The 25,881-nt window shown below is 72.5% G+C and carries 22 protein-coding genes; 8 read left to right on the top strand and 14 right to left on the bottom strand.

Annotated elements, in window-relative coordinates:
* Positions 1-11: 11 nt before the first annotated feature.
* Together AC3A5R_RS00210 and AC3A5R_RS00205 are read left to right on the top strand one after the other, a co-directional pair.
* Positions 12-3,041, top strand: coding sequence for a bifunctional [glutamine synthetase] adenylyltransferase/[glutamine synthetase]-adenylyl-L-tyrosine phosphorylase (locus tag AC3A5R_RS00210; protein WP_487618780.1), 3,030 nt, complete (start codon positions 12-14; stop codon positions 3,039-3,041).
* The gene (locus AC3A5R_RS00205; protein WP_487618779.1) at positions 3,038-4,321 is read left to right on the top strand and encodes an MFS transporter; all 1,284 of its coding nucleotides are present in this window, start codon (positions 3,038-3,040) and stop codon (positions 4,319-4,321) included. The genes AC3A5R_RS00210 and AC3A5R_RS00205 overlap by 4 nt, the downstream gene beginning before the upstream one ends.
* Before the next feature lie 169 nt (positions 4,322-4,490).
* Here the strand turns inward: AC3A5R_RS00205 and AC3A5R_RS00200 are convergent, their stop codons facing one another.
* Positions 4,491-5,504: a peptidoglycan-binding domain-containing protein gene (locus AC3A5R_RS00200; protein ID WP_487618778.1), complete on the bottom strand. Its 1,014-nt coding sequence runs from the start codon at positions 5,502-5,504 to the stop codon at positions 4,491-4,493.
* Between the two features lie 432 nt (positions 5,505-5,936).
* Positions 5,937-7,352, bottom strand: a complete 1,416-nt coding sequence (locus AC3A5R_RS00195; protein WP_487618777.1) for an MFS transporter — start codon at positions 7,350-7,352, stop codon at positions 5,937-5,939.
* 271 nt (positions 7,353-7,623) lie between these two features.
* Here AC3A5R_RS00195 and AC3A5R_RS00190 point away from each other — a divergent pair, with 271 nt between their 5' ends.
* Entirely contained in the window at positions 7,624-8,028 is a 405-nt protein-coding gene (locus tag AC3A5R_RS00190; protein ID WP_487618776.1) for a response regulator transcription factor, read from the top strand.
* Between the two features lie 82 nt (positions 8,029-8,110).
* Here the strand turns inward: AC3A5R_RS00190 and AC3A5R_RS00185 are convergent, their stop codons facing one another.
* From AC3A5R_RS00185 to AC3A5R_RS00175, 3 genes are all read right to left on the bottom strand, one after another.
* Positions 8,111-8,488, bottom strand: a complete 378-nt coding sequence (locus AC3A5R_RS00185; RefSeq protein ID WP_487618775.1) for a DUF202 domain-containing protein — start codon at positions 8,486-8,488, stop codon at positions 8,111-8,113.
* Complete coding sequence (locus AC3A5R_RS00180) at positions 8,485-8,859, bottom strand: YidH family protein (protein ID WP_487618774.1); 375 nt, start codon at positions 8,857-8,859, stop codon at positions 8,485-8,487. The genes AC3A5R_RS00185 and AC3A5R_RS00180 overlap by 4 nt, the downstream gene beginning before the upstream one ends.
* An 86-nt stretch (positions 8,860-8,945) precedes the next feature.
* Positions 8,946-10,208 carry an FUSC family protein gene (locus AC3A5R_RS00175; RefSeq protein ID WP_487618773.1) on the bottom strand — a complete coding sequence of 421 codons (1,263 nt, stop codon included), beginning with the start codon at positions 10,206-10,208 and terminating at the stop codon, positions 8,946-8,948.
* 237 nt (positions 10,209-10,445) lie between these two features.
* Here AC3A5R_RS00175 and AC3A5R_RS00170 point away from each other — a divergent pair, with 237 nt between their 5' ends.
* Both AC3A5R_RS00170 and AC3A5R_RS00165 read left to right on the top strand, forming a co-directional pair.
* Complete coding sequence (locus tag AC3A5R_RS00170; protein WP_487618772.1) at positions 10,446-10,574, top strand: hypothetical protein; 129 nt, start codon at positions 10,446-10,448, stop codon at positions 10,572-10,574.
* Between the two features lie 145 nt (positions 10,575-10,719).
* Entirely contained in the window at positions 10,720-11,682 is a 963-nt protein-coding gene (locus AC3A5R_RS00165) for a DUF1254 domain-containing protein (RefSeq protein WP_487618771.1), read from the top strand.
* A gap of 93 nt (positions 11,683-11,775) precedes the next feature.
* Here AC3A5R_RS00165 and glnA read toward each other — a convergent pair whose 3' ends face one another.
* Positions 11,776-13,200 carry a type I glutamate--ammonia ligase gene (glnA, locus tag AC3A5R_RS00160; protein ID WP_487618770.1) on the bottom strand — a complete coding sequence of 475 codons (1,425 nt, stop codon included), beginning with the start codon at positions 13,198-13,200 and terminating at the stop codon, positions 11,776-11,778.
* A 177-nt stretch (positions 13,201-13,377) separates the two neighbouring features.
* Between glnA and AC3A5R_RS00155 the strand changes: the two genes are divergently transcribed.
* Positions 13,378-13,860: an RDD family protein gene (locus AC3A5R_RS00155; protein WP_487618769.1), complete on the top strand. Its 483-nt coding sequence runs from the start codon at positions 13,378-13,380 to the stop codon at positions 13,858-13,860.
* Positions 13,861-13,941: 81 nt separating this feature from the next.
* Here AC3A5R_RS00155 and AC3A5R_RS00150 read toward each other — a convergent pair whose 3' ends face one another.
* From AC3A5R_RS00150 to lipB, 5 genes are all read right to left on the bottom strand, one after another.
* Positions 13,942-14,673, bottom strand: coding sequence for a DUF4191 domain-containing protein (locus tag AC3A5R_RS00150; protein ID WP_487618768.1), 732 nt, complete (start codon positions 14,671-14,673; stop codon positions 13,942-13,944).
* Between the two features lie 5 nt (positions 14,674-14,678).
* A complete protein-coding gene (gene lipA, locus AC3A5R_RS00145) occupies positions 14,679-15,704 on the bottom strand; it encodes a lipoyl synthase (protein ID WP_487618767.1) in 1,026 nt (341 codons plus the stop codon).
* 114 nt (positions 15,705-15,818) lie between these two features.
* A complete protein-coding gene (locus AC3A5R_RS00140) occupies positions 15,819-16,907 on the bottom strand; it encodes a DUF2705 family protein (protein ID WP_487618766.1) in 1,089 nt (362 codons plus the stop codon).
* Positions 16,904-17,866, bottom strand: a complete 963-nt coding sequence (locus AC3A5R_RS00135; protein ID WP_487618765.1) for an ABC transporter ATP-binding protein — start codon at positions 17,864-17,866, stop codon at positions 16,904-16,906. Before AC3A5R_RS00135 ends, AC3A5R_RS00140 begins: the two co-directional genes overlap by 4 nt.
* 114 nt (positions 17,867-17,980) lie before the next feature.
* The gene (gene lipB / locus AC3A5R_RS00130; protein ID WP_487618764.1) at positions 17,981-18,658 is read right to left on the bottom strand and encodes a lipoyl(octanoyl) transferase LipB; all 678 of its coding nucleotides are present in this window, start codon (positions 18,656-18,658) and stop codon (positions 17,981-17,983) included.
* Between the two features lie 57 nt (positions 18,659-18,715).
* On the opposite strand from lipB, the gene AC3A5R_RS00125 reads away from it, so the two are divergent.
* Complete coding sequence (locus AC3A5R_RS00125; RefSeq protein ID WP_487618763.1) at positions 18,716-19,792, top strand: Gfo/Idh/MocA family protein; 1,077 nt, start codon at positions 18,716-18,718, stop codon at positions 19,790-19,792.
* Positions 19,793-19,920: 128 nt separating this feature from the next.
* Positions 19,921-21,603, top strand: a complete 1,683-nt coding sequence (locus tag AC3A5R_RS00120; RefSeq protein ID WP_487618762.1) for a serine/threonine-protein kinase — start codon at positions 19,921-19,923, stop codon at positions 21,601-21,603.
* Here the strand turns inward: AC3A5R_RS00120 and AC3A5R_RS00115 are convergent.
* The 3 genes from AC3A5R_RS00115 to lpdA are packed head-to-tail and all read right to left on the bottom strand — an operon-like array spanning position 21,581 to position 25,817.
* On the bottom strand, positions 21,581-22,486 hold the full coding sequence (locus AC3A5R_RS00115) for a TIGR01777 family oxidoreductase (protein WP_487618761.1): 906 nt from the start codon (positions 22,484-22,486) through the stop codon (positions 21,581-21,583). The two genes, AC3A5R_RS00120 and AC3A5R_RS00115, sit on opposite strands and share 23 nt — an antisense overlap.
* 39 nt (positions 22,487-22,525) lie before the next feature.
* On the bottom strand, positions 22,526-24,406 hold the full coding sequence (gene sucB, locus AC3A5R_RS00110; protein ID WP_487618760.1) for a 2-oxoglutarate dehydrogenase, E2 component, dihydrolipoamide succinyltransferase: 1,881 nt from the start codon (positions 24,404-24,406) through the stop codon (positions 22,526-22,528).
* Between the two features lie 31 nt (positions 24,407-24,437).
* The gene (gene lpdA, locus AC3A5R_RS00105) at positions 24,438-25,817 is read right to left on the bottom strand and encodes a dihydrolipoyl dehydrogenase (RefSeq protein WP_487618759.1); all 1,380 of its coding nucleotides are present in this window, start codon (positions 25,815-25,817) and stop codon (positions 24,438-24,440) included.
* Positions 25,818-25,881: the final 64 nt, after the last annotated feature.

The raw sequence follows: 25,881 nt of genomic DNA, 5'->3' as shown, positions 1-25,881 counted from the left end.
ACCCGACACCGATGTCATCGCGCACGACCACGACCACCGGCGCGCTCGCCCGGCTCGGCTTCGCCGACCCGGCCCGGGCCGCGGGGCTCCTCGACGACCGGGCGCTGGCGCCTCTGCGGGCAGCCACGTCCGACGGACAGCTCGACGACCTCATCGCGTCCGTGGGCGACACCGCCGACCCCGACGAGGGGCTCCTCGGCCTCGTCCGGGTCACCGAGGCCCTGGCCCGACTCGACGACGACCCCGACTGGGGCATCACGGCCCTCGCGCGCGAGCTGGCCACCGCGGGCGCCGGCCGCGACCGCGTCACCGCCGTGCTCGGCGCGTCGACGGCGCTCGTCGACGACCTCGTGCGCCACCCGGAGCACTGGGTCGAGGCGGCCCGGGCCCGACGCGTCGGCGGGGAGGAGATCCGCGCGGAGCTCGTCGGCGCCGTCACGGACCGACCTGACGACCGTCCGGCGCTAGAGTGCCTGCGCATCGCCTACCGGCGCGGGCTGATCCGGATCGCGGCCCTCGACCTGACGACGCCCGACCCCCTGGCGATGATGCCCACCGTGGGAGAGGCCCTCGCCGAGCTCGCCGAGGCCGCCCTCGAGGCCGCCCTGGCCATCGCCCGTGAGGAGTACGGGGAGGGCCACGAGGCGTGCCGTCTGGCGATCATCGGCATGGGCAAGACCGGCGGGGGAGAGCTCAACTACGTCAGCGACGTCGATGTCATCTTCGTGGCCGAACCCGCCGACGGCGTCGACGAGGACACCGCCCTGCGCGTCGGCACGGCCCTCGCGACGGCGACGATGCGCGCGTGCTCCGCGCCGACGCCCGAGGGCACGCTGTGGCCGGTCGACGCCGCGCTGCGACCCGAGGGCAAGCAGGGCCCGCTCGTGCGCACCATCAGCAGCCACAAGGCCTACTACGAGCGCTGGGCCAAGACGTGGGAGTTCCAGGCGCTGCTCAAGGCGTGGGTCTCGGCGGGGGACAAGGAGATCGGCCTGCGCTACAAGGCCGAGATCACCCCGATGGTGTGGGAGGCCGCCAGCCGCGACCACTTCGTCGAGGATGTCCAGGCCATGCGCCGACGCGTCGAGCAGCACGTCCCGGCCGGCGAGGCCGAGCGCCAGCTCAAGCTCGGGCCCGGCGGCCTGCGCGACGTCGAGTTCAGCGTCCAGCTGCTCCAGCTCGTCCACGGCCGCACCGACCCGTCGCTGCGCTCGGCCACCACCCTCGAGGCCCTGGCGGCCCTGGCCCGCGGCGGCTACGTCGGTCGCGACGACGCCGCGGTGCTCGACCGCGCCTACCGCCACCTGCGCTGCCTAGAGCACCGCATCCAGCTGCACCGGCTCCGGCGCACGCACCTCATGCCGGTGACCGAGCCCGACCTGCGCCGGCTCGGCCGGTCGATGGGCCACCGCACGCACCCCGACAAGGCCGTCGTCTCCGACCGGCAGGCCTCGGCCCGCGAGGTGCGCCGACTGCACGAGCGGCTCTTCTACCGACCGCTGCTGGCCGCCGTGGCGAAGCTGAGCCCCACCGACGCCCGCCTCAGTGCCGAGGCCGCCAAGCAGCGACTCGCGGCCCTCGGCTTCCGTGACCCCGCCGGGGCGCTGCGTCACATCGAGGCCATGACGACCGGCGTCAGTCGGCGCGCCGCCATCCAGCGCACCCTGCTTCCGGTGATGCTCTCGTGGTTCGCCGACGAAGCCGACCCCGACGCCGGCCTCCTGTCGTTCCGGCGGGTGTCCGACGAGCTCGGCACGACGCACTGGTACCTCAAGATGCTCCGCGACGAAGGCCGCGCCGCCGACTGGCTCGCGCACTGCCTGGCTCGAAGCCGTTACGCCGCAGACCTGCTCGTCAGCTCACCGGAGAGCGTGTCCATCCTCGGCGACCCCAACGGGCTCAGGCCACGGGGGCGGGCCGCCATCGAGGCGACGATGCGCTCCGCCGCCCGACGACGAGAGACCGCGGGCGACGCCGTGGCCGCCGTCCGGGCCATCCGCCGTCACGAGCTGCTCCGGATCGTGCTGGCCGACCTCGTCGGCGAGGTCGATCTCACCGGCGTCGGCACCGCGCTCACCGACCTCACGGCGGCAACTGTCCAGGTGTCCCTCGAGGCGGTCGTCGCCGAGTCCGAGCGGGAGAACGGACCGATCGGCGGCGAGCTCCTCGTCGTCGGCATGGGCAGCTTCGGCGGCGCCGAGCTCGGCTACTCCTCGGACGCCGACGTCATGTTCGTGCACCGCCCGGCCGACGGCAGCGCCGAGGCCGACGTCCAGGCCCGCGCCACGGCCGTCGTCCAGGATCTGCGCAAGCTGCTCTCCGGCAACGGGGCCGACCCGGCCCTCGGCCTCGACGCCGACCTGCGGCCCGAGGGCAAGAACGGGCCGCTCGTTCGCAGCCTCGACTCCTTCCGCACGTACTACGAGCGGTGGGCCCTGACGTGGGAGTTCCAGGCACTGCTCCGGGCGACACCCGTGGCCGGCTCCGACGAGCTCGCCGAGGCGTTCCGGGCGCTCATCGACCCGCTGCGCTGGCCCGAGGGCGGACTCGACGAGAGCCAGGTGCGCGACATCCGCACGATGAAGGCGCGCGTCGAGAGCGAGCGGCTGCCGCGCGGCGCCGACCCGCGCACCCACATCAAGCTCGGGCGTGGCGGGCTCACCGACGTCGAGTGGACCGTGCAGCTCGGACAGCTGCGCCACGCCCACGACCACCCCTCGCTACGGGTCACGAGCACGATCGCCGCGCTCGAGGCCCTCGCCGCCGAGGGGCTCGTCGGGGCCGACGACGCCCGGGCCCTGCGTGAGGCGTGGCGGCTCGGTGCGCTCCTGCGCAACGCGGGGGTCCTGTGGCGCGGACGGCCCATCGACAGCGTCCCGTCCGACGTGCGCGACGCCGACGGCATGGGCCGGATCATGGGTCGGCCGGCCGGAGACGGCGCCGAGCTCTGGGAGCTGTGGCGGCGGGTCGCGAGGAGATGCCGGCACGCCACTGATTTCAACTTTTACGACTCCCCACCTCGGGGTAGCGTCATCCCGTGAGACCGAGCGGAGGCGAGTCCGAGACCGGCGTGCCCTCGTACGCCGCGGTCCTGCGTACCCCGCAGTTCCTGCCGGTATTCCTCGCCAACGCGCTGTCCATGTGGGGCGACTACATCGCGCGCGTGACCATCGCCGCGGTCGTCTTCCAGCTGACGAAGTCCCCGCTCGCGACGGCGACCACCCTGGCCGTCAGCCTGGTGCCCTCCTTCTTCGGCCGCAGCCTCGTCGGGCCGGTCGTCGACCGGTTCCCGTACAAGCTGGTGCTCATCTGGTCCCACCTCCTCCGTGCCGCCTGCGTCGTCGTGCTCATGTGGCTCCTCGTGGGCAGCTCGGTGGTCAACCTCCCTGCGGTCTTCGGGGTGCTCTTCCTGCTCGAGCTCGTCGGCGGCGCCTCCGTGGCCTCGAACATGGTGCTGATGACCGACCTCTTCGAGGACCGCCGCACCTACGCCCGGGCCATCGGCCTCGGGGCGATGGCCGAACAGACCAACCAGGCCATCGGCCTCGCCCTCGGTGGCGGCATCGTCGCCCTCGTCGGGGCCGAGACCGGTCTGCTCATCGACCTGCTGACCTTCGTCGCGGCCGCCATGGTCATCGCGGTCGTCGTCCAGCTGCGGCCCGTCTCGGGTGGGCGCGGCAAGGGCCTGCGCGGCTTCGTGACCGATCTCGGGACCGCCGCCGGCGACCTCGCACGCCACCCCGTTCTCGCCCGGCTCGTCCTGCTCAGCGCGGTGGCCTGTCTCGGCATCTCTGCGCCCGAGGCCCTCGCCATCCCGATCGCCGCCGAGCACGGCTGGGCCAGCTGGGGTGGTGTCCTCATGGCCTCGCCCATCGTCGGGGCCATCCTCGGCATCGTCCTGATCGGCCGCCGTGACGTGCACCAGCAGAACCGGTCGATCGTGCCCTTGGCGCTCGCGATGCCGCTGCCGCTGCTCGCCACGGCGTTCGACCCCCCGATCGTCGTCGTGGCCGCGCTCTTCGTCGTGTCTGGCATGTGCCAGGCGTTCATGGTGCCGCTGCAGGCCACCTTCGCTCTCGTCACCGAACCCGAGCTGCGCGGGCGCATCTTCTCCCTCGCCGGCTCGGTGTCGATCGCCGCGGCCGGCATCGCCTTCCTCGCTGCCGGCTGGGTCGGCAAGCACATGGGCGCCGCCGAGGGCGTGGCCATCTGCGCGGGCGTGTGCCTCGTGCTCATCGTGCTGCTCGCGATCTCGTGGCCGCACCGACACGTGCGCCGCGCCGTCGAGCGCGCCTACGCCCCCTCCTCCCGCGCGGCCTGACGCGTCGCCCGGCCAACGGACGCACGTCGGCTCCCACGTGCCGGGACGCATCGGCTACCCATGCGCCGGACGCGTCGGCTTCCACGCGCCGGGACGCATCGACCCGCCCGGCGGGGCGCCGGGCGGGTCGATGGTCATCGGGGCGACCCGGGGGTCGACGCGTCTCGGGTCAGTGCATCCCGTTCGCCTTGAGCAGGACGCGCCACGTGGAGTGGTAGGCGACGCCGGTGGTGGGCAACCCGTGGGCCTTCTGCCACGACTTGAGCCGGCTCACGGTCGCGGCACCGAACGTGCCGTTCTGGGTGGCCCCGATCGCCTTCTGGAGGACCGTGACCGCAGTGCCGGCCATCCCGGGCCGCAGCACCATCCCTGACCGGGGGGCCAGCTGCTTGAGGAGCGGGCTGGCCGAGGCCGGGGCACCGACGGCGGGGTACGAGGAGCACCTGCGCGGGTTGGCCTTCGAGTACCACGCAGACCAGGAGAGGTCGGCCGGTCGGCAGGGGCCCCAGTCGACCGGGGCGACGGCCTTGGTCCAGAAGGAGGTCCGGCCCATGGCTCCCTCCCACGAAAGGGAGAGGTGGATGTGGTTGCGGTGGCAGTTCGTGTCAGCCGACGGGGCGGGAGTCGAGGCGCAGTTGAGGTACGGACGCCAACCGTCCTGGGTCCGGTACGAGCTCCACATCTTGTTGTTCCAGATGATGTACATGACGCCGAGCCGACGGGCGTTGGCGAACGTGTTGCCCTTGTCGTCGGTGGCGAGCAGCCACGTGATCAGGGCGTTGGCGTCGGTGCGCTGCGCGGTGTTGCGCACGTTGAAGAACGTGTCGAGGGCCCGTCCGTCGAAGTGCTCGGAGTTGGGCGTGGTGGCGCCGGTGCACGCGCGCAGCGTGCTGTAGCTGTTGGCGTACGTCGCCTTGATGAGGTTGCCGAGCTTGATCGTGCCGGCGCGGTTGCGCAGGTCGCACGCCGTGTCGGGGACGTACGGGGAAAGACCCTCGATGGCGGCGGGCAGGCCGCTCGGGATGGGCGGGACGGTGGCGTCGCCGGCCCGAGCCGGTGACGCGAGCGCGGGGACGAGGACCGCGGCGACGAGCGCTGCGACGGCGACGAGGGCGCGGATTGGGCGACGACGGCGGGTGGTCGTGGCGGTGGGGGACTGGCGTGGTGTCGTGGTGGGATACATGCGGGTGGGTCTCCAACTGCGTGCGGGATCGGCCCGGTTGGGAACCGGGCTCGTCTGGCGCGAGGGGTGGTGTCGTCAGGTCCCGCACGTACGTCCGGACGCACGAGGGCCGGGGGTGGCTCTCGGAGGCGGGAGCGACGACTGTCCGAAGTATTCCTTTTGTGACTGTTTCGTGTCTCGAGAACGCGGAATGTCGTGTTGACCGTGCAGGTCCGCCGGACGGGTTCGGCCCACCGAGCAGGGCTGCATGGTCCGCGGCGATACCGCCCGCACGATGACGCCAGGTGGTGCCTTGTCGTGGTGATGCGGGCCTCCCGCCCACGGCACGGCGCCACGTGGTCGCTTGTCCTGGCGACCGTGGCGCCCCGCCCGCGACGGAGCGCCCCGCCCGCGACGGGGCGCCCCGTGGACGGTGGACGGGTCGCCGAGCCGTCAGCGCGTCGACGACCCGGCGGCGCGACGGCGGGTCGCGACGTCGACGGCGCTCGTGACCAGCGCGACGGCGACCAGGCCCGCGGCCACCCGCAGGGCCACGCCGGCGTCGGGCGGCGTCGACGCGAAGAACACCGACCCGACGAGGGCGATGCCGACCGCGGTACCGATCCGCTGTCCGGTCTGCAGCAGGCCACCCGCGGTGCCCGCCCGGGCGACGGGGACGTCGGCGACGGTGAGCGTGACGTTCGGGGAGATGACGAAGCCGCTGCCGATGCCGGCGACGAGCAGCGGACCAGCCAGCGCCCACCCGGACGCCGCGCCGGTGGCCGCCCCGAGGACGATGTCGGTTGCGACGAGCCCGACGAGCACCACGGCGAGCCCGGCCGTGACGAGCGAACGACCCCAGCGTGAGACGAGCCGCCCGCCGAGCGCCGAGGCGACCGCCGACCCGGCCGCGAAGGGTGTGACGGCGAGCCCCGCGAGCAGCGGCGAATAGCCGAGGGCCTGCTGGAAGTGGATCGTCAGGACGAAGAAGATGCCGGTGAAGCCGGCGAAGTAGATGGTGCCGACCGCGGCACCCGCGGCGTAGCCCGGCACGCCGAAGAGGTGCAGGTCGACGACCGGCTCGCGATCGTGCCGCGCCTCGCGCCGCTCCCAGAGGAGGAAGACGCCGAGCAGCGCCAGACCCCCAGCTGCCACCCACCAGGAGACCGACCGCGCCCCGTGACCCGTCTCGACGACCGGTAGCAGGAGACCGAGCACGGCCGCACCGAGCAGCACGACCCCGATCGGGTCCAGCTCGAGGCGGCGGCTGCGGTCGCGCGCCGGCGGGCCCGGCAGCCAGCGCCGCGCGAGCACGACCGCGGCAAGCGCCACGGGCAGGTTGACGAAGAAGATCCAGCGCCAGCCGTGCTCCGCGCCGAGCCGGTCGAGGATGAGGCCACCGGTCACTGGGCCCACCGCCGTGGAGATGCCGATGGTCGCGCCGAGAAGGCCGAACGCCCGGCCGCGCTCGGCGCCGCGGAACAGCTGCTGGATCAACCCGGACACCTGCGGGTTGAGGATGCCGCCGGCGGCGCCCTGGACGAGCCGGGCAGCCACGAGGAGCGCGCTCGTCGGGGCGAGGCCGCAGGCGAGGCTGGCCAGGCCGAAGAGGACGACGCCGACGATGAAGACGGGCCGTCGCCCGAGGGCGTCGCCGAGGCGGCCGGAGGGCACCAGCGTCAGCCCGAAGGTGAGGGCGTAGCCCGACACGACCCACTGCAGCTCGCTGGGCGAGGCGTCCAAGCCGGTGCGGATCGAGGGCAGGGCGACGTTGACGATGCTGACGTCGAGCAGCGTCATGAACCCCGCCACGAGGCAGACCCACAGCGCCTTCCAGCGACGCGGGTCCGGAGCGTCGGTTGCTTCCACGACGGGCGCCGGGGCGCCCGGTGGGTGGGGAACGGGCTCGTTCACGTCAGGAGACGTACCCGGGGGGTGCGATGGCCCGACCCGGCGTCCACGAGGCGGACGCTTGGCGTTCGTACGTGCCCCGACGTGGACCGGTCGGGTCGGGACGGGGGTGTTTGCCGGCCGGCTGCCCGTTCTGTGCCTATAAAGGACCGTGACGGCCGGGTCGATGGCCCGCGTCGCGCGTGGTGGTGCCTGCCGCCGTGCGTACCCGACGACGAAGGACACCGCAGTGAGCGACCCGAACCAGCCGGCCGACCCGGGTCGCCGGACCCGCATCCTCATCGCCGACGACGACGCCGACATCCTCGACATCGTGGGGCTCAAGCTGTCCGAGTCCGGCTATGAGGTGGAGCAGGTGCCGGACGGGATCACCGCCTGGGAGGCCTTCTCGACCGAGCCGCACGACATGGTCGTCCTCGACGTCATGATGCCGGGCCTGTCGGGCATCGACGTGCTGCGGATGATCCGGGGGAGCGACCGACCGGCGACTCCGGTGCTCATGCTCACGGCCAAGGCGCGCGACCACGACGTCGACACGGCCTTCGCCATCGGCGCGGACGACTACGTCGTCAAGCCGTTCAGCCCGCGGGAGCTGCTGCACCGGGTCAACGGGCTGGTCGCCGGTCGCCGCTGAGGCGTCGGGAGCGAGTCCCCGCGCGACGCGTCTCGTCCGGTCGATGCGGCGTGTCTCCCTCCCCGCCGAGCGGGTGCGGGCCTCAGGCCGTGGCGATGACGACGACGCACACGATGGCGAGGACGGCGACCAGCACCGTCGCGGCCGCGGTGCGTGCGACGTCCGCCCCGGCCGGGGCGGATGTCGGGACCGACGCGTCCGGGTCCGTGGGGGCGGACCCGGACGCCCGCACCGTGGCATCGGCCCGGTGGTAGCGCCGTACCGACGTGAGGGCGAGGTCGAGGCTCCAGACGAGGCCGAGGGCGCAGGCGACGTAACCGAGGACGCCCAGGTGCGGGGGCAGGACGCGCAGCCCGACGAGTGAGCCCACCGCCACGGACAACGCCGTGCGCCGCCAGGCCAGCGCCGTGCGCTCGGGCTGCAGGCCGCGGTCGCGCGGAGTGGGGAGCGGAGCCGTCACAGCAGCACGCCCACCAGGACCCCGAGGGCGACGAGGCCGAGCATCAGCGCGATCGGCAGCTTGAGGCCCGATGACGGCAGCGGCGTCCCGCGCCGCATCGCACGCTCCGTGCGCGTCCACGCGAGCCAGGCCTGCGCCGTCGCCGCGAGCCCGGCGAGCACGAGCACCACGGCGATGGTGACGCGCAGCCACTGCGTGATGGGCACCTGCAGCGCCTCGATGGCCAGTCCGGCGGCGATGAAGGCGAGGGCCGTGCGGATCCAGGCCAGGAACGTCCGCTCGTTGGCGAGACTGAACCTCGGGTCCGGCTCGTCACCGTCGGCGTACACCGAGCGGGGGAAGCGCTCGCGCGGGTCGCGGTCCGGCCTCACCTGGTCTCCTCGTGGTCGTCCGTGGTCGTCACCCGCCGTGCGTCCGGTGACGCGGGCGCCGGTGGGGTCGTCGATGGCCCCAGTGATCATCTCGCGCCGTCGCCGGGCCCGTGCGTCTGGGCGGACTCCTCGGCGCGCCGCCGGGACGTGAGCCGGAAGAGGACCCCACGCTGCGCCGGCCGGCGCACCGGTCCCGCGGTCGGCACCGCTGCGCGCCCGCGGGCGTCCTCGAGCTCCTGCAGGGCTCGCAGGGCGTCACTGATGAGGGAGCCGTAGACCGGCCACTGGTCGGGGTCGTCGAGCGGCGTCTCGCGCACCTCGTCGCGCAGCTCGACGAGGACCTTCCGAGCCTGCCCCACCGCCGCGTCGAAACCGTCGCCGCCGGCGCCGCCGGCGCCGTCGCCGTCGTCGCGGCGACCGAGCCGGCTCACGGCACGGCCGGTGGCGCGCAGGGCGTCGGCATAGCGGCCGAGGAAGGTGGCGGAGGGCACCGGCTGCGCCCGGTCGGGATCCGCGGCGTCGACGAGGGTGCGCGCCACGCCGGTCACGTGCCAGAGACAACGACGCAGTGCGGCCACGGTCTGGGCGTAGCCCTCCCAGTCCAGCGTCGCCGGACGCAGGTTCGCCCGCGGGTTGAACCGCGTGCTCTCGCGGCCGGTCTCGATGTCGTCGATGACAAGGGGGGTCTTGTCGGTGATCTCGTTGCCCCGCTGGTACCAGTGGCGCGCCGAGTCCGCGTCCCACTCGCCCTCGAGTCCGGTGGCGATGTCGCCGAGCAGCTCGCGCACCTGCCGCGCGAGTGCGGACACCCGCTGACGGGGCTTGGTCAGGTGCAACGGGGTGAGGACGACGGCGTTGGTGGCGACGCCGATGATGCCACCGGCGATGGTCTCGACGATCGTCAGGTACGTGAACTGCTCGTCGGTGCCGCCCGCAGTGATGAGCGAGAGCAGGACCATAGAGGGGACCTGGGACCCGTGGGTGCCCAGCCGCGACCAGCGGCTGATGACGAGGGCCACGAGCGTCACACCGAAGACCGTGAACCACGTCGCGCCGAACAACGTCGCCGCGAGCCACGCGACGCCGAGCCCGAGCACCACCGCCGCGACGCGCTGGGCGCTGCCCGCGATCGAGCGCACCATCGTGCGGTCGACGACGAGCAGGGCCGCCATCGGGGCGTAGAAGGGGATCGGGCTGTCCAGCACGTGCAGGGCGAACTGCCATGCCAGCACCGCCGCGAGGGCGGCCTTGAGCAGCAGGAGCAGGGCATCGCGCTCCGGCCCGGCCCGGTGCAGGGCGGTGCCGAGCGCCCGGACACGGACGCGTGCGTCGGCGCGCCAGTCACTCATCGGCGCACCGGGTCGAAGGGAGGGAGGGGTGAGGGGACATCAGACATCCTCGTGAGGGGTGCGGCCCCGACCGCACGTGGTTGCTGACGCCCGTGACCATACCCAGCCGGATAGGTCCCGATTCCGGTGGTTGCTCCTCGCCGTCACCGGGTACGCCGTGGGGGACGACGTCTCCTCGGGGAGGGGGCGACCAACCAGTCGCACCGACGTCGGCAACCGTCCACACGAGGAACCCTCATGAGCCTTCTGCTGCTCACCACGCCACTGCTCTTCGGCGGGCTCCTGCTCGCCCTCCAGGTCGTCGAGTCGCGCACGTTCAGTCCGGGCGCGACGACCCGCGTCGATCCCACCGACGCCGACCTCTGACGTCGACCTACGGCGCCGGTCCCCTGGCGCCGGGGCCCGCCTCACCCTCGAAGGGCGAGGCCCGGTAACGGCCCGCGGCCCTACGCTCGGCGACACCGGTGCCCGCGGACCCGACCGCGGGCCGACACCGCGTGAGGGACGGGTCATGGGTCTGTGGGTCAGTGCCGACACCTTCGTCCGGGCCGAGACGGCGCGCATGCTGCACGACCTGCAGGAGTCGGCGGGGGAAGTGAACCGTTTCCGGCACAACCGGGCGCCGGCCGCGATCGACGAGCAGACCGTCATCCGCCTCAACCGGGACACGCTCTACAGTTTCGCCGTGGCCGACCTGACCGGTGGCGTGACGCTGTCACTGCCGCAGACCGGCGGCCGGTACCTCTCGGCCATGGTCGTCGACGAGGACCACTTCGTCGTGGAGGTGCTGCACGACGCCGGCGAGCACCGGCTCGGGGTCGAGGACGTCGGCACGGACCACGCGTTGCTGGCCGTGCGCATCCTCGTGGACCCCGACGACCCGGCGGACCTCGCGACCGTGGCAGGCATCCAGGACGCGATCTCGGTGGACGCCGGCTCGGCGCAGCCCTACCTGTCGCCCGACTACGACCAGTCCTCCCTGGACGAGACGCGCCAGGCGCTGCTGGCGCTGGCCCGCAACCTCCGTGGCTCGGACCGGATGTTCGGCTCGCGCGACGAGGTCGACCCGGTGCGCCACCTCATCGGTACCGCTGCAGGCTGGGGCGGCCTGCCGAGCAGGGAGGCCGTCTACCTCGGCGTCGACCCGCGGGTCCCGCCGGGCTCGTACAGCCTGACCCTGCACGACGTCCCCGTCGACGCCTTCTGGTCGGTCAGCGTCTACGACGCCGCGGGCTACTTCGAACCGAACGCGTCCGGGCGGTACAGCCTCAACAGCATCACCGCCGTTCGCGACGGTGACGACCGGGACGGACCGATCACCGTCCGCTTCGTGCCCGACGACACCGTCACCGGGCCGAACACGCTGCCCACGCCCGGAGCGGGCTGGAACTATCTCGTGCGGCTCTACCGGCCACGCGAGGAGGTCCTCGATGGGCGGTGGACCCTGCCCCCGCTGGTCGCCGCACCGTCGTGACACGAGCGCGACGCCCACGCCGCGGGATCGGGGGTGATCCTCGGGCGAGGGCGTCGCGTCGCTGCAGGTCAGGGCCGGCGTCGGCCCAGTCGATCAGATGTCGAAGTACATCTCGAACTCGTGCGGGTGCGGGCGGAAGCGGATCGGGTCGACCTCGTTCTTGCGCTTGTACTCGATCCAGGCGGCGATGAGGTCCTCGGTGAAGACGTCGCCCTGGAGCAGGTACTCGTGGTCCGCCTCGAGCGCGTCGAGCACGGCAGGCAGCGAGCCGGGCACCTGCTGGATCGCGGCGTGCTCCTCGGGCGGCAGCTCGTAGAGGTCCTTGTCCACCGGCTCCGGCGGCTCGATGCGGTTCTTGATGCCGTCGAGGCCGGCCATGAGCTGGGCCGCGAAGCACAGGTACGGGTTGGCCGACGGGTCGGGCACGCGGAACTCGATGCGCTTGGCCTTGGGCGAGGTGCCCGTGATCGGGATGCGCACGCAGGCCGAGCGGTTGCGGGCCGAGTAGACGAGGTTGACCGGGGCCTCGTAACCCGGGACCAGGCGGTGGTAGGAGTTCACCGTCGGGTTGGTGAACGCGAGCAGCGACGGGGCGTGCTTGAGCAGGCCACCGATGTACCAGCGCGCGAGGTCGGACAGGCCGCCGTAGCCGCGCTCGTCGTAGAAGAGGGGCTCGCCGTCCTTCCAGAGCGACTGGTGGGTGTGCATGCCCGAGCCGTTGTCGCCGAAGAGCGGCTTCGGCATGAACGTCGCCGTGTGGCCCTGCTTCCAGGCCGAGTTCTTGACGACGTACTTGAACTTCATGAGGTCATCGCCGGAGTGCAGCAGCGTGTTGAAGCGGTAGTTGATCTCCATCTGGCCCGCGGTGCCGACCTCGTGGTGGCTGCGCTCGACGTTGAGACCGACCTCCTTGAGCTCGAGGCAGATCTTGTCGCGGAAGTCGGCGAAGTGGTCGACGGGGGAGACGGGGAAGTAGCCGCCCTTGTAGCGAGTCTTGTAGCCCTTGTTGCCGCCCTCCTCCTCGCGACCGGTGTTCCACGCGGCCTCGACGGAGTCGATGAAGTAGTAGCCGGCGTTCTGCTTCGTCTCGAAGCGCACGTCGTCGAAGACGTAGAACTCGGCCTCGGCGCCGAAGTAGGCGGTGTCGGCGATGCCGGTCGACTTGAGGTACTCCTCGGCCTTGCTCGCGATGTTGCGCGGGTCGCGGCTGTAGCGCTCGTCGGTGAACGGGTCGAGGATCGAGAAGTTCATGACCAGCGTCTTCTCGACGCGGTAGGGGTCGACGAAGGCCGTGGCGGGGTCGGGCACGAGCTTCATGTCGGACTCGTGGATCGCCTGGAAGCCGCGGATCGAGGACCCGTCGAACATCTGGCCCACGGTGAAGAAGTCCTCGTCGACCGACTCAGCCGGCACGTTGAAGTGCTGCATGACGCCGGGCAGGTCGCAGAACCGAATGTCGACGAACTTGACGTCCTCGTCCTTGATGAACGCAAGGACCTCGTCAGCTGAGCTGAACATCCAACCTCCTGATGTGGGGCGAGGTCGTCACCGGGCAAGCCAGGGTGACGGCCTCGTGCTGTCGGGATCGACCCTAGCGAGTCGCAGTTTCCCTGCCATGACCCGAATGTTTCGCCGGTGTTACGGATGGACAGGCCCGGGCAAAGGCTGTGGCCCGTGTCTCGTTACGCTGGTGCCGTGGTGGACCGCAAGGACTTCGGCTCGTGGCTGCAGGGCCCGCGCGAGCGCACGCAGCAACCGGACGACTGGCGCGGACGGGCGCTCGGCCTGCCGCCGAGCGGCGCCGGCTCGGTGGGCGGCTTCGGCATCCGGCTCGTGGGCGTCCTCGTCGACTGGGCCCTGGCGACGCTCATCGCGCGCGGGTTGTTCGGGGTGCCGCTGCCCTTCTCCGAGCCGCCGGCGACGGGGAGCCAGAACTTCGTCGTCCTCGGGATCTTCGCCGTCATGAACCTGCTGCTCGTCGGCACGCTCGGCACGACGATCGGGCACCGGGTCGCGGGGCTGCAGGTCCGCTCGCTGTCCGGCGACCGCGTCCACCCGGTACAGGCGTTGGTCCGTACCGTCCTGCTGTGCCTCTTCATCCCGGCGATCGTCTGGGACCGCGACGGGCGAGGCCTGCACGACAAGGTGCCCAACACCGTCATCGTCCGCACCCGTTGACGATCGAAAGAGCAGTTCGTCCCCCTCACGGCGAAAGAGCAGTCCGCCCGCGAGGGACGAACTGCTCTTTCGATCAGGCGGTCACTTGCCGCGAAGGGCCTTGCGGTCCATGCGGGCACGGGCCGGGTCGACGCCGGGGGGCAGCGGGGCGCGCAGGCCGCCGATGGCCTTGAGGCGCTTGTTGACCATCGCCATCTCGTCCTTGGTGATCTGCGGCTTGAGGCGCTGGACCTTGCTCGCGAGCTTGGGCAGCGGCACCTCGCCATCGCCGTTGCCGACGCGGATCGTCGTGACGGGGACGCCGGGGGCGACGCGCTCGACGCGCTTCTTCTCGGCGACGAGCAGCTTCTGGACGCGTCCGGTCGGGCCCTCACCGACGAGCACGACGCCCGGGCGGCCGAGGGCGCGGTAGACCATGGCGGCCGAGCTGATGTCACCGGCGCGGGCGACGTCGGCGGCGACCGGCTCGCGGTCGGTGTACCACCCGCGGCGGATGGAGGTGAGGGCGGCGCCGGCGGCACCGGCCTGGCCCTCGATCTGGGAGTAGGCGGCCTTCTCGGCGCGCCGGCTCAGGACGATGGTCGCGGCGAGGATGCCGAAGAGCACACCGAAGATCGTGAAGATGATCGTCATGTGCAGGAGCAGGCCCGCCACGAGCAGGACGCCGAGGACGACGAGGAACGACAGGAGCATCCACCAGCCGATGGTGGGGTCCGTCGCGTGCGCCGCGCGGTAGACGTCGCGGATCTGGGACAGCCGTCCCGGCTTCTTGTCCGTGGGCGCGCTCGAGGCGCCGTCCTTGTTGCGTGCCATGGTGCTCAGGATACGGCGCTCTGGGTGCGGGCCACCAACGACGCCGCCTCCTGGCGGGCGGGGGACTCCGCGGCCTCGGCGAGGTGCGACAGGTGGGCCGGGATCTCGCGCCCCCACTTGCGCATCGCGGTGGCCCAGAGGCGCCCGGCGCGGTACGAGGAGCGCACGAGCGGGCCGGCCATGACGCCCTTGAAGCCCATCTGCTCGGCGACCTCGGACCAGTGCACGAACTCCTCGGGCTTGACCCAGCGGTCGATGGGGTGGTGCAGCTTCGAGGGGCGCAGGTACTGGGTGATCGTCAGGATGTCGCAGCCGGAGTCGTGCAGGTCGCGGATGGCCTCCTCGATCTCGGCGTCGGTCTCGCCCATGCCGAGGATGAGGTTGGACTTGGTGACCAGCTGCGCCTCGCGGGCCATCGAGAGCACCTTGAGCGACTTCTCGTAGGTGAACGCCGGGCGGATGCGGCGGAAGATGCGCGGCACCGTCTCGAGGTTGTGCGCGAAGACCTCGGGGCGGGCGTCGAACACCTGGCCGACGAGCTCGGGCTTCGCGCCGAAGTCGGGCGGGAGGATCTCGACGCCGGTGTTCGGGTTGAGCAGGTGGATCTGGCGGATCGTCTCGGCGTAGAGGCCGGCCGCGCCGTCGGGCTGGTCGTCACGGGCGACGCCGGTGACGGTCGAGTAGCGCAGGCCCATCTGGCGCACCGACTCGGCGACGCGTCGGGGCTCGTCGAGGTCGAGCGAGGTGGGCCGGCCGGTGGCGATGTCGCAGAAGTCGCAGCGCCGGGTGCAGACGTCACCACCGATGAGGAAGGTGGCCTCCTTGTCCTCCCAGCACTCGAAGATGTTGGGGCAGCCGGCCTCCTGGCACACGGTGTGCAGACCCTCGGACTTCACCATCGAGTGCAGGGCCGTGTACTCGGGGCCCATCTTGGCGGTCGTGCGGATCCAGGAGGGCTTGCGCTCGATGGGGGTCTCGGCGTTGCGCGCCTCGACGCGCAGCAGACGACGGCCGTCGGGAACGACAGACACACGGGCTCCTTGGTCGGGACTTCCTGCTCCGGACAGGTTACGCCTCCCGCACGACGCTCCCGACCACGCCCGTGCCCCGTGGCCGGCGTGACGTCTCGGCGTCAGTCTCCGAGGTCAGCTCACGTCACGACGCCGGAAGGTGAGCACGGCCGCACCGACGACGACGATGCCGACCACGAGCAGGTAGACCCAGCCGTGCGTGTAGCCGACGCTCTGCTCGGCGTACGTGCACCGCTCGGCCGTGCACGTCTGTGCCATGTACGCGTAGCCCTTGTGCAGGAACGCGAACGCGTTCGGCACCACGGCGAACGGCGTGAGCCGGCCCTGGAGCAGGGCGTGCACGGCGAACCCCTCGACGAGCACGACGTAGCCGAGCAGGACCCCCACGACCGCGGCCGTGTGCCGGATGAGCAGGCCCAGGGCCGCGCCGAGCACGCCGGCCACGAGGACGAGGACGACGGCGCGGAGCACGAGCTGCCCGAGCGACTCGTCGAGCGGGGGAGGGTCCGGCAGCTGGAGGTCCGAGCCGGGCCGGTTGATGGTGGCGACCATCCGCGCCCCCAGGGCGAGCAGCGCCACCGAGAACCCGGCGAGGGCGGTGGCGCCGATGGCGGCGGCGACGAGCTTGCTGGCCGCGACCTGCACCCGGCGCGGCTTGAACGTCAGCCAGCTGGCCATGGACCCCGTGGTGAACTCCGCCGCGACGAAGCTGCCCATGAGGATGAGCACCAGGAAGGCGAGCACGGAGACGAGCGGCTCCATCGCGGCCTCGGTGATCGAGTCAGCGAGTGGCACGACGATGCCCATCTCCTCCAACGTCGGGCCCTGGATCGTGCCGATGCTGGCGCAGCCGAGGTCGATGGTGGGGTCGTTGCTCGCCTGGCGCTCCTGGGTCTGCTGGGCCTCGCAGTCCTTGATCATCTGCGGCAGCTGCTCCTTCATCTGCTCCTGCTGCCGCTTGTTGTCCTCGAGCATGATCCGGTACTGGTCGAGCTGCTGCGCGAGCCGTTCCGGCGTGGAGGAGCTGTACGCGTTGTAGACCATCGCGAGGACGAAGAGCACGACGCCGGCGAGCACTGCCTTGGTGAGGCGACGCCACCACAGACGGCGCAGCTCGACGCCGACGAGCCCGGCGAACGACGTGCCCGTGGGGCGCACCTCGGAGCGCGGGCGGGCGTCGGGGGACAGGATCGTCTCGCTCACGCCCGGCCTCCCTTCGCGCCGGCGCCGGCTTCCCGGTCGGCCTTGCTCCCGAGGCCCTCGTCGGCAGTGAGGGCGAGGAACGCCGACTCGAGGTCGGGTCGGACCGGCACGAGCTCGCTCACGTACAGGCCGTGCCCGGCGAGCGCCCGCGTGACCGACGACGGGTCCTCGGCGCCGACCAGGAGGTGCTCGCCGTCGCGTGTCGCGGTGAACCCCGCGTCGCGCAGGACCTGCTCGGCCCGCTCCGGCGAGGCGACCCCGACGCGCACCTGGGACGTACCGGTCCCGCCGAGGATCTCGCTGACCGGGCCCTCGGCGAGCAGCGTGCCGTGGCCGATGATCGAGACGGTGTCGGCGACCTGCTCCACCTCGGCAAGGATGTGCGAGCTGACGAGGACCGTCTTGCCCTGTGCGCCAAGGGATCTCATCGTGTCGCGCACCTCGCGGATGCCGGCCGGGTCCAGGCCGTTGGTGGGCTCGTCGAAGATGAGCAGGTCGGGGTCCTTCAAGAGGGTCGCGGCGATGGCGAGGCGCTGCTTCATGCCGAGCGAGAACCCGGCGTACCGGTCCCGACCCCGGTCGCCGAGGTGGGTGGCCTCGAGGACCTCCTGCACGCGGTGGCGCGGCGCGCCGATGCCTCCGGCGAGCAGCTCGAGGTTGCGGCGGGCCGTGAAGGCGGGGAAGAACTTCGGCGACTCGACGATGGCGCCGACCCGGTCGATGACGTGCGGCAGCCGGTGCGGCACCGGCTCGCCGAACACCTCCGCGGTGCCCGAGTCGGCCCGGGCGAGGCCGAGGACCATGCGGATCGTCGTCGTCTTGCCCGAGCCGTTGGGCCCGAGGAACCCGTGGACCCCGCCCAGCGGCACGGCCATCGACAGACCCTGGACGGCCACGCGTCGGACGCCTCGGCTCAGATAGGTCTTGCGCAAATTGACGGTGCGGACGGCGACGTCCATCGAACCCCCTGGGTGGACCGGCTGGTGCAGCACACCCTAGGGGGACGGACGCGTCGGCGGGCGAGGACGGGTGCCGCGCCCCCGCGCCGGCCAGGCGGGGCTCGGACGCCTGGGTCAGGCGCCCTCGGTCGCGCCGGCGAGGGCGCGTCGGTTCGGCCGGAGCGTCGGCAGGATGTCGGCGAGGTGCTTCTCGACGTGGGGGAGCACCTCGGTCACCGGGACGCGTCGGCCCAGCTCGGCCGAGAGCGACGTGACGCCGGCATCGGGGATGCCGCACGGGACGATGACCTCGCCCCACGACAGGTCCGGGTCGCAGTTGAAGGCGAAGCCGTGCATCGCCACCTGCCGGCTGACGCGGATGCCGATGGCGCCGATCTTGCGCCGCGGCCCGCGGTCGTCGGCGGCGATCCACGTGCCGCTCTCGCCCTCGGAGCGGCCCGCCACGACGCCGAAGTCGGCGCACACGCGGATCATCATCTCCTCGAGGGCGCGGACGTAGCCCACGACGTCGATGGGGGCGGGCAGCCGCACGATCGGGTAGCCGGTGATCTGGCCGGGGCCGTGCCACGTGATCTTGCCGCCGCGATCGACGTCGACGACGGGCGTGCCGTCCTTGGGTCGCTCGTGCGGCTCGGTGCGCTTGCCGGCCGTGTAGACCGCGCGGTGCTCGAGCAGGTACACGGTGTCGGGCTCCTCGCCGGCGACGACCCTTGCGTGGGTGTCGCGCTGCACCTGCCAGGCCTGCTCGTAGTCGACGAAGTCGGGGTCGAGACCCAGGTGCACGAAACGCATGGCGTCAGCGTACGCCGCACCGTGAGGGCGTCCGCGCCGGTGTGGTTGGGTGGTCGCATGCCCGACAGCGACCCCGCCGCCCGCCCCGTTCACTCCCGCCGGGTCGGACTCGTCGGGTACGGCTCGGCGGGGCGCGGCATCCACGCGCCGCTGCTGACGCGGGCCGGACTGACGCTCGCCGCCGTGTCGACGTCGAGCGCGGAACGGGCCGAGCAGGTGCGGACCGACCACCCGGAGGCCGACGTCGTGCCCGACCTCGAGGCGCTCCTCGGCGTCGCCGACCTCGACCTCGTCGTGCTTGCCTCGCCGAGCGGGGTGCACGGCGAGCAGGCCGAGGCGGTCATCGATGCCGGGATACCGCTCGTCGTCGACAAGCCGCTCGCCGTCGACGCCAGCAGTGCCCTGCGCGTCGTCGACCTCGCCACCCACCACGGCGTGCCACTCACCGTCTTCAACAACCGACGCTTCGACCCCGAGCTGGCGGCGCTGCGCATCGTGCGCGACGAGACCCTCGTGGGTGACATCTGGCGCGCCGAATACCGTTGGGACCGTTGGCGGCCCGTGCCCAAGCAGCGCTGGCGCGAGACCGTCGGCCCCACGGAGGGTGGAGGACTGTTGCTCGACCTGCACAGCCACCTCGTCGACCAGGCGGTGCTGCTCCACGGCGAGGTGGAGTCCGTGTACGCCGAGCTCGACGCCCGCACCGTGACGGCCGAGGACGACACCTTCCTCGCGTGCCGGCACACCTCGGGCGTCGTGAGCCACCTGTTCTCCAGCTCGGTCAACGGGGCGCCGGGGCCGCGCGCGCGGGTCAACGGCTCGACCGGGGCGTACGTCATCGGCAAGCAGTTCGACGACGTCAGCTCGTTCACCGAGTTCTTCAACGAGGGCGACGCCGTGGGCTGGATCGTGCGTGGCGACGAGCGCGAGCCGGGCCCGGTGGTCACCGATGCCGACCAGGCCGACTTCTACCGGGCCGTGGCGGGCGCCCTCGCGACCTCCGACCCGCAGGCGACGATGCCCGTCGACCCGCGCGACGCCGTGCACGTGCTGGCCGTCATCGACGCCGCCCGCGTCAGTGCCCGCGACCGTCGCGTCGTCGACGTGGTGACCCCGGGCCAGAGCCCCGACTGAGCCCGACTGAGGCCGGACTGAGCCCCGACTGAGGCCCGGTCGAGCCGTGGCCGAGCCCTCACCCGGCTCGCCGCGGGCCCTGTGGATGACGCCCGCGGCGCCAGCGGTGGCTCTGTTTCGATGACCGGGTGAACGACGACGAGGAGCAGCACGAGACGCCCGAGGTCCCCGGCCATCGGCTCGAGGCCGTCATCGGTGCCGGTGGGTCCTCGGTCGTGTGGGCAGGGGTCGACGCGTCGGGCCGACGCGTCGCGGTCAAGGTCCCGCACGACGGCTCCGGCTCGGAGCGTTCGGTCGCCGAGCAGCAGGTGCTCCTCGCCGTCCGCCACGAGCACCTCGTGGCGCTGCGTTCGGTCGTCCCGCTCGAGGACGGCCGCGAGGCGCTCGTGTTCGATCGCGTCGACGGCGTGGCCCTGGCTGCGATGGTCGAGGCTCGCGGTCACCTCCGGACGGGCGAGATCATCACCGTCCTGACGCCGCTGTGCGACGCGGTCGCGACGCTGCACCGCGCGGGCGGCCTGCACGGTGACATCTCCGCCGCGAACGTCCGCGTCACCCCTGACGGCCGGCCGGTGCTGCTCGACCTCGGCGCGGCGCGCCTCGCCGGAGCTGTCGACGAGCAGGTCTGGGGCACCTCGGGATTCGTCGCTCCCGAGGTCGTCGCCGGCGCCGCACCCTCCGAGGCGAGCGACGTCTACGCCATCGGTGCCCTCGCCTGGTTCTGCGCCACGGGCAACGGCGCACCCGGCACCATGCTGCGCCTCGACCGCGACGTCGTGGCCTCCCACGTCGGGGAACAGCTGGCCGACGCCATCGGTGCGTGCATCGACCCCGACCCGTCCGAGCGTCCGCCCTCCGACGCGCTTGCCCGGCTCTTCTACGAGGCGGCACCCGCCGACCCGGTCGAGGTCGTGCTCGGAGCCGACCTCGCCTCGGCCCTGACGCACCGTCTCCGCGCGCAGGCTCGTGACGAGGCCCCGTCGGCCGACCCCCGACGCGAGCGCGGCCTGCCACGCCTGCTGTCGGGCGTGGGTCTCGCGTCAGCGCTCGGGCCCCTCGTCGCGCCCCTGGCCCCGTATCGGCTGGTTCGCGGCGTGCGCCGTCCGCTCGTCGCTCTCGTGGGCACGGCGGTCGTGGCGGTGGGTCTGGGCGGTTGGGCCGTCGCGTCGCGCGGTGGCGCGGGTGGTGGCCGGCCCGAGGTGCCTGGAAGCGTCGCCGTCGCAGCCACCGCGGGAGCCACGACGCCGGCCCCGACACTCGCCGGCCCGCGGGCGAGACCGCCAGCGACACCGCCCGCGCCGGCGGTCACGACGCGCGTCGCGCCGACCGGCCTCGACCGTCCGGCCCTGGACCCGGCTGTGCTGCTCCGGTCGCCGACCGCGCCGGCCGACCACGCCGCCGAGCTGATGCAGGTCCTCGGCGATGCCCGTACCCGGGCGCTCGTCGGCCGCGACGTCGCAGGACTGGCCGCGGTGCACCGCGTCGGCGGTCCCAGCTGGACCTCCGACCGGCAGGTCGTCGCGACCCTGCGCTCGACCGGCACACGGTGGGAGGGCTTGCGGCTCGAGGTCGCCACCGCCACGTACGTCCCGGTTGCCGGCTCGGGTCCCGCGCCGGGCGCCACCGCCGGGTCCGCCTCGCCGACCGCCGTCGTGCGCGCCCGCGTCGACTGGACCGCCTACACCGTCGTCACTGACGCCGGTGCCCGGGCGGCGCGTGCGGCGGAGGAGGGGGAGATGCTCGACTTCCACTTCGTGCGTGGAGCGCAGGGGTGGCGGATCGAGTCGATCAGCCGCGCACCAGCCACCTGACCGCGCTCTCGAGGTCCGGGTGCTCGAAGGTGAAACCCGCCGCCAGCAGCGCCTCGGGCACCACTCGTTGGCTCGCGACGATGGAGTCGGCGAACTCGCCCACGACCGCCCGCAGGGCCAGGCGTGGCGCGGGCAGCACGGCGGGCCGGTGCAGGGCCGTCGCGATGGCCCTGGCGATCTCCTTCTGCCGGGCCGACCCCGGTGCCGCGAGGTTGAACGCCCCGGTGAGGTGGGGCTGGTCGATCAGATGGGTGATGGCGCGAACCTCGTCGACGAGCGTGATCCACGGCCACCACTCGTCGCCGCCGGCCATCGGCCCGGCGAGACCGAGGCGCGCGAGCAGCAGCACCGGCTTGAAGGCGCCGCCGTCAGGGCTCATGACCAGGCCGCTGCGCACGCACGCCACCGGCACCCCGGCCTCGCGGGCGGGGTCGGCGGCGCCCTCCCACCGTGTCACGATGCCGGCCAGGACGTCGCCACCCGGGGCGCTCGCCTCGCTCAGCACCTCGCCGTCACGGTCGCCGTAGTAGCCGACCGCCGAGGCGTTGACCAGGCGGGGGGTCGCGCCCCGGCCACGCGCCTGCGCGAGGGCCTGCGCCACCGTGCCCGTGGCGTCGGTGCGGCTGCGCTCGACCTCCCGCTTGTACGCGGCGTCCCAGCGTTTGTCGCCGATGCCGACGCCGGCGAGGTTGACGACGGCGTCGACGCCCTCGAGCGCCGAGGGATCCAGCTCACCGCGCGAAGGATCCCACCGCACCTCACCTGGGCCGGAGGGGTGGCGTCGCACGAGCCTGACGACCTCGTCGCCACGGGCCTCGAGATGACGACGAAGCGCGCCGCCGATCAGGCCGGACGAGCCGGTGATGGCGACGCGCTTCGTCATGGTTCACACCCTACGGGCGTTGCGGGGCGATCGCCCGGCTCAGGCCTCGAAGCGGCCCTCCTCGAGACGCTCCTTCATCGTGCCGAGGAAGCGCGCGGCGTCGGCGCCGTCGACGATGCGGTGGTCGTAGGACAGCGCGAGGTACATCATCGAGCGGATCGCGATCGTCTCGCCGCCGTCGGCGTCGGTGACGACGACGGGACGCTTGACGATCGCGCCCGTGCCGAGGATCGCGACCTGCGGCTGGTTGATGATCGGGGTGTCGAAGAGCGCACCACGGCTGCCGGTGTTCGTGATGGTGAACGTGCCGCCGGCGAGGTCGTCGGGCGTGATCTTGTTGCTGCGCGTGCGCGCCGCGACGTCGGCGATGGCCCGGGCGAGGCCCGCGATGTTGAGGTCGCCGGCGTTCTTGACGACCGGGACGATGAGGCCCTTCTCGGTGTCGACGGCGATCGAGAGGTTCTCGGTGCCGTGGTAGACGACCTCGTCGCCCTCGATGCTCGCATTGACCATCGGGTGGGCCTTGAGCGCCTCGGTGGCAGCGAGGGCCAGGAACGGCAGGAAGCTGAGCTTCGTGCCCTCACGGGCCTCGAAGTCGCCCTTCACCCTGGCGCGCAGACGGGCGATCTTCGTGAGGTCGACCTCGACGACGGTCGTCAGCTGGGCGGACACCTGCAGCGACTCGACCATGCGGGTCGCGATGACCTTGCGCAGGCGGCTCATCTTCTCGCGCGTGCCGCGCTTCGGGGAGACCGCGGCGCTCGCGGCCGGTGCCGACGGGGCTGCCGCCGGGGCCGGAGCCGACGCGGCAGGAGCCGGGGCCGCGGGAGCCTTCGCCGCCTCGGCGGCGTCGAGGACGTCCTGCTTGCGGATGCGGCCGCCGACGCCGGTGCCGCTGACCGACCCGAGGTCGATGCCGTGCTGCTGCGCGAGCTTGCGCACGAGCGGCGTCACGTAGGCGGCGGCGTCGTCGCGCGACGGCGTGTCGGCGGGTGCCGAGCCCTCGGGCGACTGCTGGGCCGCGGGACGCTCGGCGTCGGCGGGCAGGCCTGCGGCCTGCTGCTCGGCCGTCTCGGCCTCGGCCTGGGCGGGAGCCTGGGCGGCCGGGGACGGCGCGGGCGCCTGCTCCGCCTGCTTCGGCGCCTCCTGCTTCGGGGCCTCCTGCTTCGGGGCCCCCTGGGCCGGGGCAGCCTGTGCGGGCTCCTCCTGCTTCTGGGCCTCCTGGGCGGGGGCCGCCGCGGGGGCGCCACCGATGACGGCGAGGTCGCCGCCGACCGGGACGGTCTCGTCCTCGCCGACGAGGATCTTGGTCAGGGTGCCGGCGACCGGCGACGGGATCTCGGTGTCGACCTTGTCGGTTGAGACCTCGAGGAGCGGCTCGTCGACGGCGACCTCGTCGCCCTCGGCCTTGAGCCACCGCGTGACGGTGCCTTCGGTGACGGACTCGCCGAGCGCCGGCATGGTCACGGTCTGGCCCTCGCCGCCCTCGGACGGGGAGGCGGCCGCCTGCGTCTGCTCGGCCTGTGCTGCCTCGGGCTCGCTCGTGGCGGCCTGGGGCTCCTGGTCGGTGCTCGGCGCCTCGGGTGCCGGCGCGTCCTGCTGCTCCTGCTGCTCGTGCTGCGCAGCCTGCTGCTGCTCGGCCTCCTGCGCGGCAGGGGCGTCGCCGCCCCCGGCGGGGGCTGCACCGTCGCCGATGACGGCGAGGTCGGCGCCGACCGGCACCGTGTCGTCCTCCTGCACGAGGATCTCCTGCAGGGTGCCCGCGACGGGCGACGGGATCTCGGTGTCGACCTTGTCGGTCGAGACCTCGAGGAGCGGCTCGTCGACCTCGACGCTGTCCCCGACATTCTTCAGCCAGCGGGTGACGGTTCCCTCGGTGACGGACTCACCCAGGGCCGGCATGGTCACGCGTTCTGACATGACGTGTTCTCTCCTCTTCCCAGTTACTGGCTCAAGCGTGTGCGTGCAGCGGTTTACCCGACAGGGCCAAGTGTGCCTCGCCGAGCGACTCGTTCTGCGTGGGGTGCGCGTGGATGAGACCGGAGACGTCCTCGGGGTGCGCCTCCCAGTTGACGATGAGCTGGGCCTCGCCGACCTGCTCGCCCATCCGTGCGCCGATCATGTGGACCCCGACGACCGGACCGCCCTTCTCGCGCACGAGCTTGACGAAGCCCTGGGTGCCGAGGATCTGGGACTTGCCGTTGCCGCCGAGGTTGTACTCGTAGGTCTCGACCTCGTCGTAACGCTCGCGCGCCTGGGCCTCGGTGAGGCCGACGCTCGCGATCTCGGGGTCGCAGTAGGTGACCCGGGGGATGCCGCTCTCGACGATGACCGCCGGGGCGAGGCCCGCGATCTCCTCGGCGACGAAGATGCCCTGGGCGAAGCCGCGGTGGGCCAGCTGCAGGCCCGGCACGATGTCGCCGACGGCGTAGACGCCCGGGACGCCGGTGCGCAGGCGCTCGTCGGTGGGGACGAAACCGCGGTCGACGGTGACGCCGGCGGCCTCGAAGCCCAGGCCCTCGGTGACGGGGCCGCGGCCCACGGCGACGAGGAGCAGGTCTGCCTCGATGGTCTCGCCCGACTCGAGCGAGACGGTGACGACGTCGCCCGACTGCGTCGCGCCGGTGAAGCGGACACCCGTCTTGAACGCGATCTTGCGCTTGCGGAACGAGCGCTCGAGCTGTTTGCTGATGGCCTCGTCCTCGGCCGCGACGAGCCGGGGGAGCGCCTCGACGACGGTGACCTCGGAGCCGAAGCTCCTGAAGACCGAGGCGAACTCGACGCCGATGACGCCGCCACCGAGCACGACGACGCGCGCCGGCACGTGGTCGATGGTCAGGGCCTGCTCGCTCGTCATGATGCGGCCGGCGATCTCGAGGCCGGGCAGCGTGCGCGGGTAGCTGCCGGTGGCGAGCACGACGTTGCGGCCGGTGATGCGACGGTCGCCGACGACGACGGTGTTCGGGCCGTCGAGGACGCCCGCGCCCTCGACGTACTCGATCTTCGCGGCCTTGACGAGTCCCTGCAGGCCCTTGTGCAGACGGGAGACGACACCGTCCTTGTACGCGTTGACGCCGCTCATGTCGACCGACTCGAAGGTCGTCTTGACCCCGAAGTGCGCGCCGTCGCGTGCCGTGTCGGCGACCTCCGCGGCGTGCAGGAGGGCCTTGGTCGGGATGCACCCGACATGGAGGCACGTGCCCCCGAGCTTGCCCTTCTCGACGAGGGCCACGGAGAGCCCCAGCTCCGCCGACCGGAGGGCGCAGGCATATCCGCCCGAGCCCCCACCGAGGATGACGACGTCGTAGTCGCCTGCGGCGTCAGCCGACATGTGGGTGCGCTCCTTCAGATGTGGTGGGCACCCGGGGGTGTGGGTGCAAGAGCATCTTGTCATT

It is taken from the genome of Intrasporangium sp. Soil_C_50 (assembly GCF_057656595.1).
The sequence above is the reverse complement of the archived record's forward strand: the minus strand, read 5'-3'. Positions and strand labels throughout refer to the sequence as shown.

What these genes read in the sequence shown, in the direction of transcription:
- sucB (WP_487618760.1), bottom strand. Translation starts at nt 24,406, where the DNA reads ATGTCAGAACGCGTGACCATGCCGGCCCTGGGTGAGTCCGTCACCGAG.
- AC3A5R_RS00175 (WP_487618773.1), bottom strand. Translation starts at nt 10,208, where the DNA reads ATGAGTGACTGGCGCGCCGACGCACGCGTCCGTGTCCGGGCGCTCGGC.
- AC3A5R_RS00135 (WP_487618765.1), bottom strand. Translation starts at nt 17,866, where the DNA reads ATGGACGTCGCCGTCCGCACCGTCAATTTGCGCAAGACCTATCTGAGC.
- AC3A5R_RS00165 (WP_487618771.1), top strand. Translation starts at nt 10,720, where the DNA reads ATGGGTCTGTGGGTCAGTGCCGACACCTTCGTCCGGGCCGAGACGGCG.
- AC3A5R_RS00210 (WP_487618780.1), top strand. Translation starts at nt 12, where the DNA reads ATGTCATCGCGCACGACCACGACCACCGGCGCGCTCGCCCGGCTCGGC.
- AC3A5R_RS00170 (WP_487618772.1), top strand. Translation starts at nt 10,446, where the DNA reads ATGAGCCTTCTGCTGCTCACCACGCCACTGCTCTTCGGCGGGCTCCTG.
- AC3A5R_RS00150 (WP_487618768.1), bottom strand. Translation starts at nt 14,673, where the DNA reads ATGGCACGCAACAAGGACGGCGCCTCGAGCGCGCCCACGGACAAGAAG.
- glnA (WP_487618770.1), bottom strand. Translation starts at nt 13,200, where the DNA reads ATGTTCAGCTCAGCTGACGAGGTCCTTGCGTTCATCAAGGACGAGGAC.
- AC3A5R_RS00115 (WP_487618761.1), bottom strand. Translation starts at nt 22,486, where the DNA reads ATGACGAAGCGCGTCGCCATCACCGGCTCGTCCGGCCTGATCGGCGGC.
- AC3A5R_RS00125 (WP_487618763.1), top strand. Translation starts at nt 18,716, where the DNA reads ATGCCCGACAGCGACCCCGCCGCCCGCCCCGTTCACTCCCGCCGGGTC.
- AC3A5R_RS00200 (WP_487618778.1), bottom strand. Translation starts at nt 5,504, where the DNA reads ATGTATCCCACCACGACACCACGCCAGTCCCCCACCGCCACGACCACC.
- lipB (WP_487618764.1), bottom strand. Translation starts at nt 18,658, where the DNA reads ATGCGTTTCGTGCACCTGGGTCTCGACCCCGACTTCGTCGACTACGAG.
- lpdA (WP_487618759.1), bottom strand. Translation starts at nt 25,817, where the DNA reads ATGTCGGCTGACGCCGCAGGCGACTACGACGTCGTCATCCTCGGTGGG.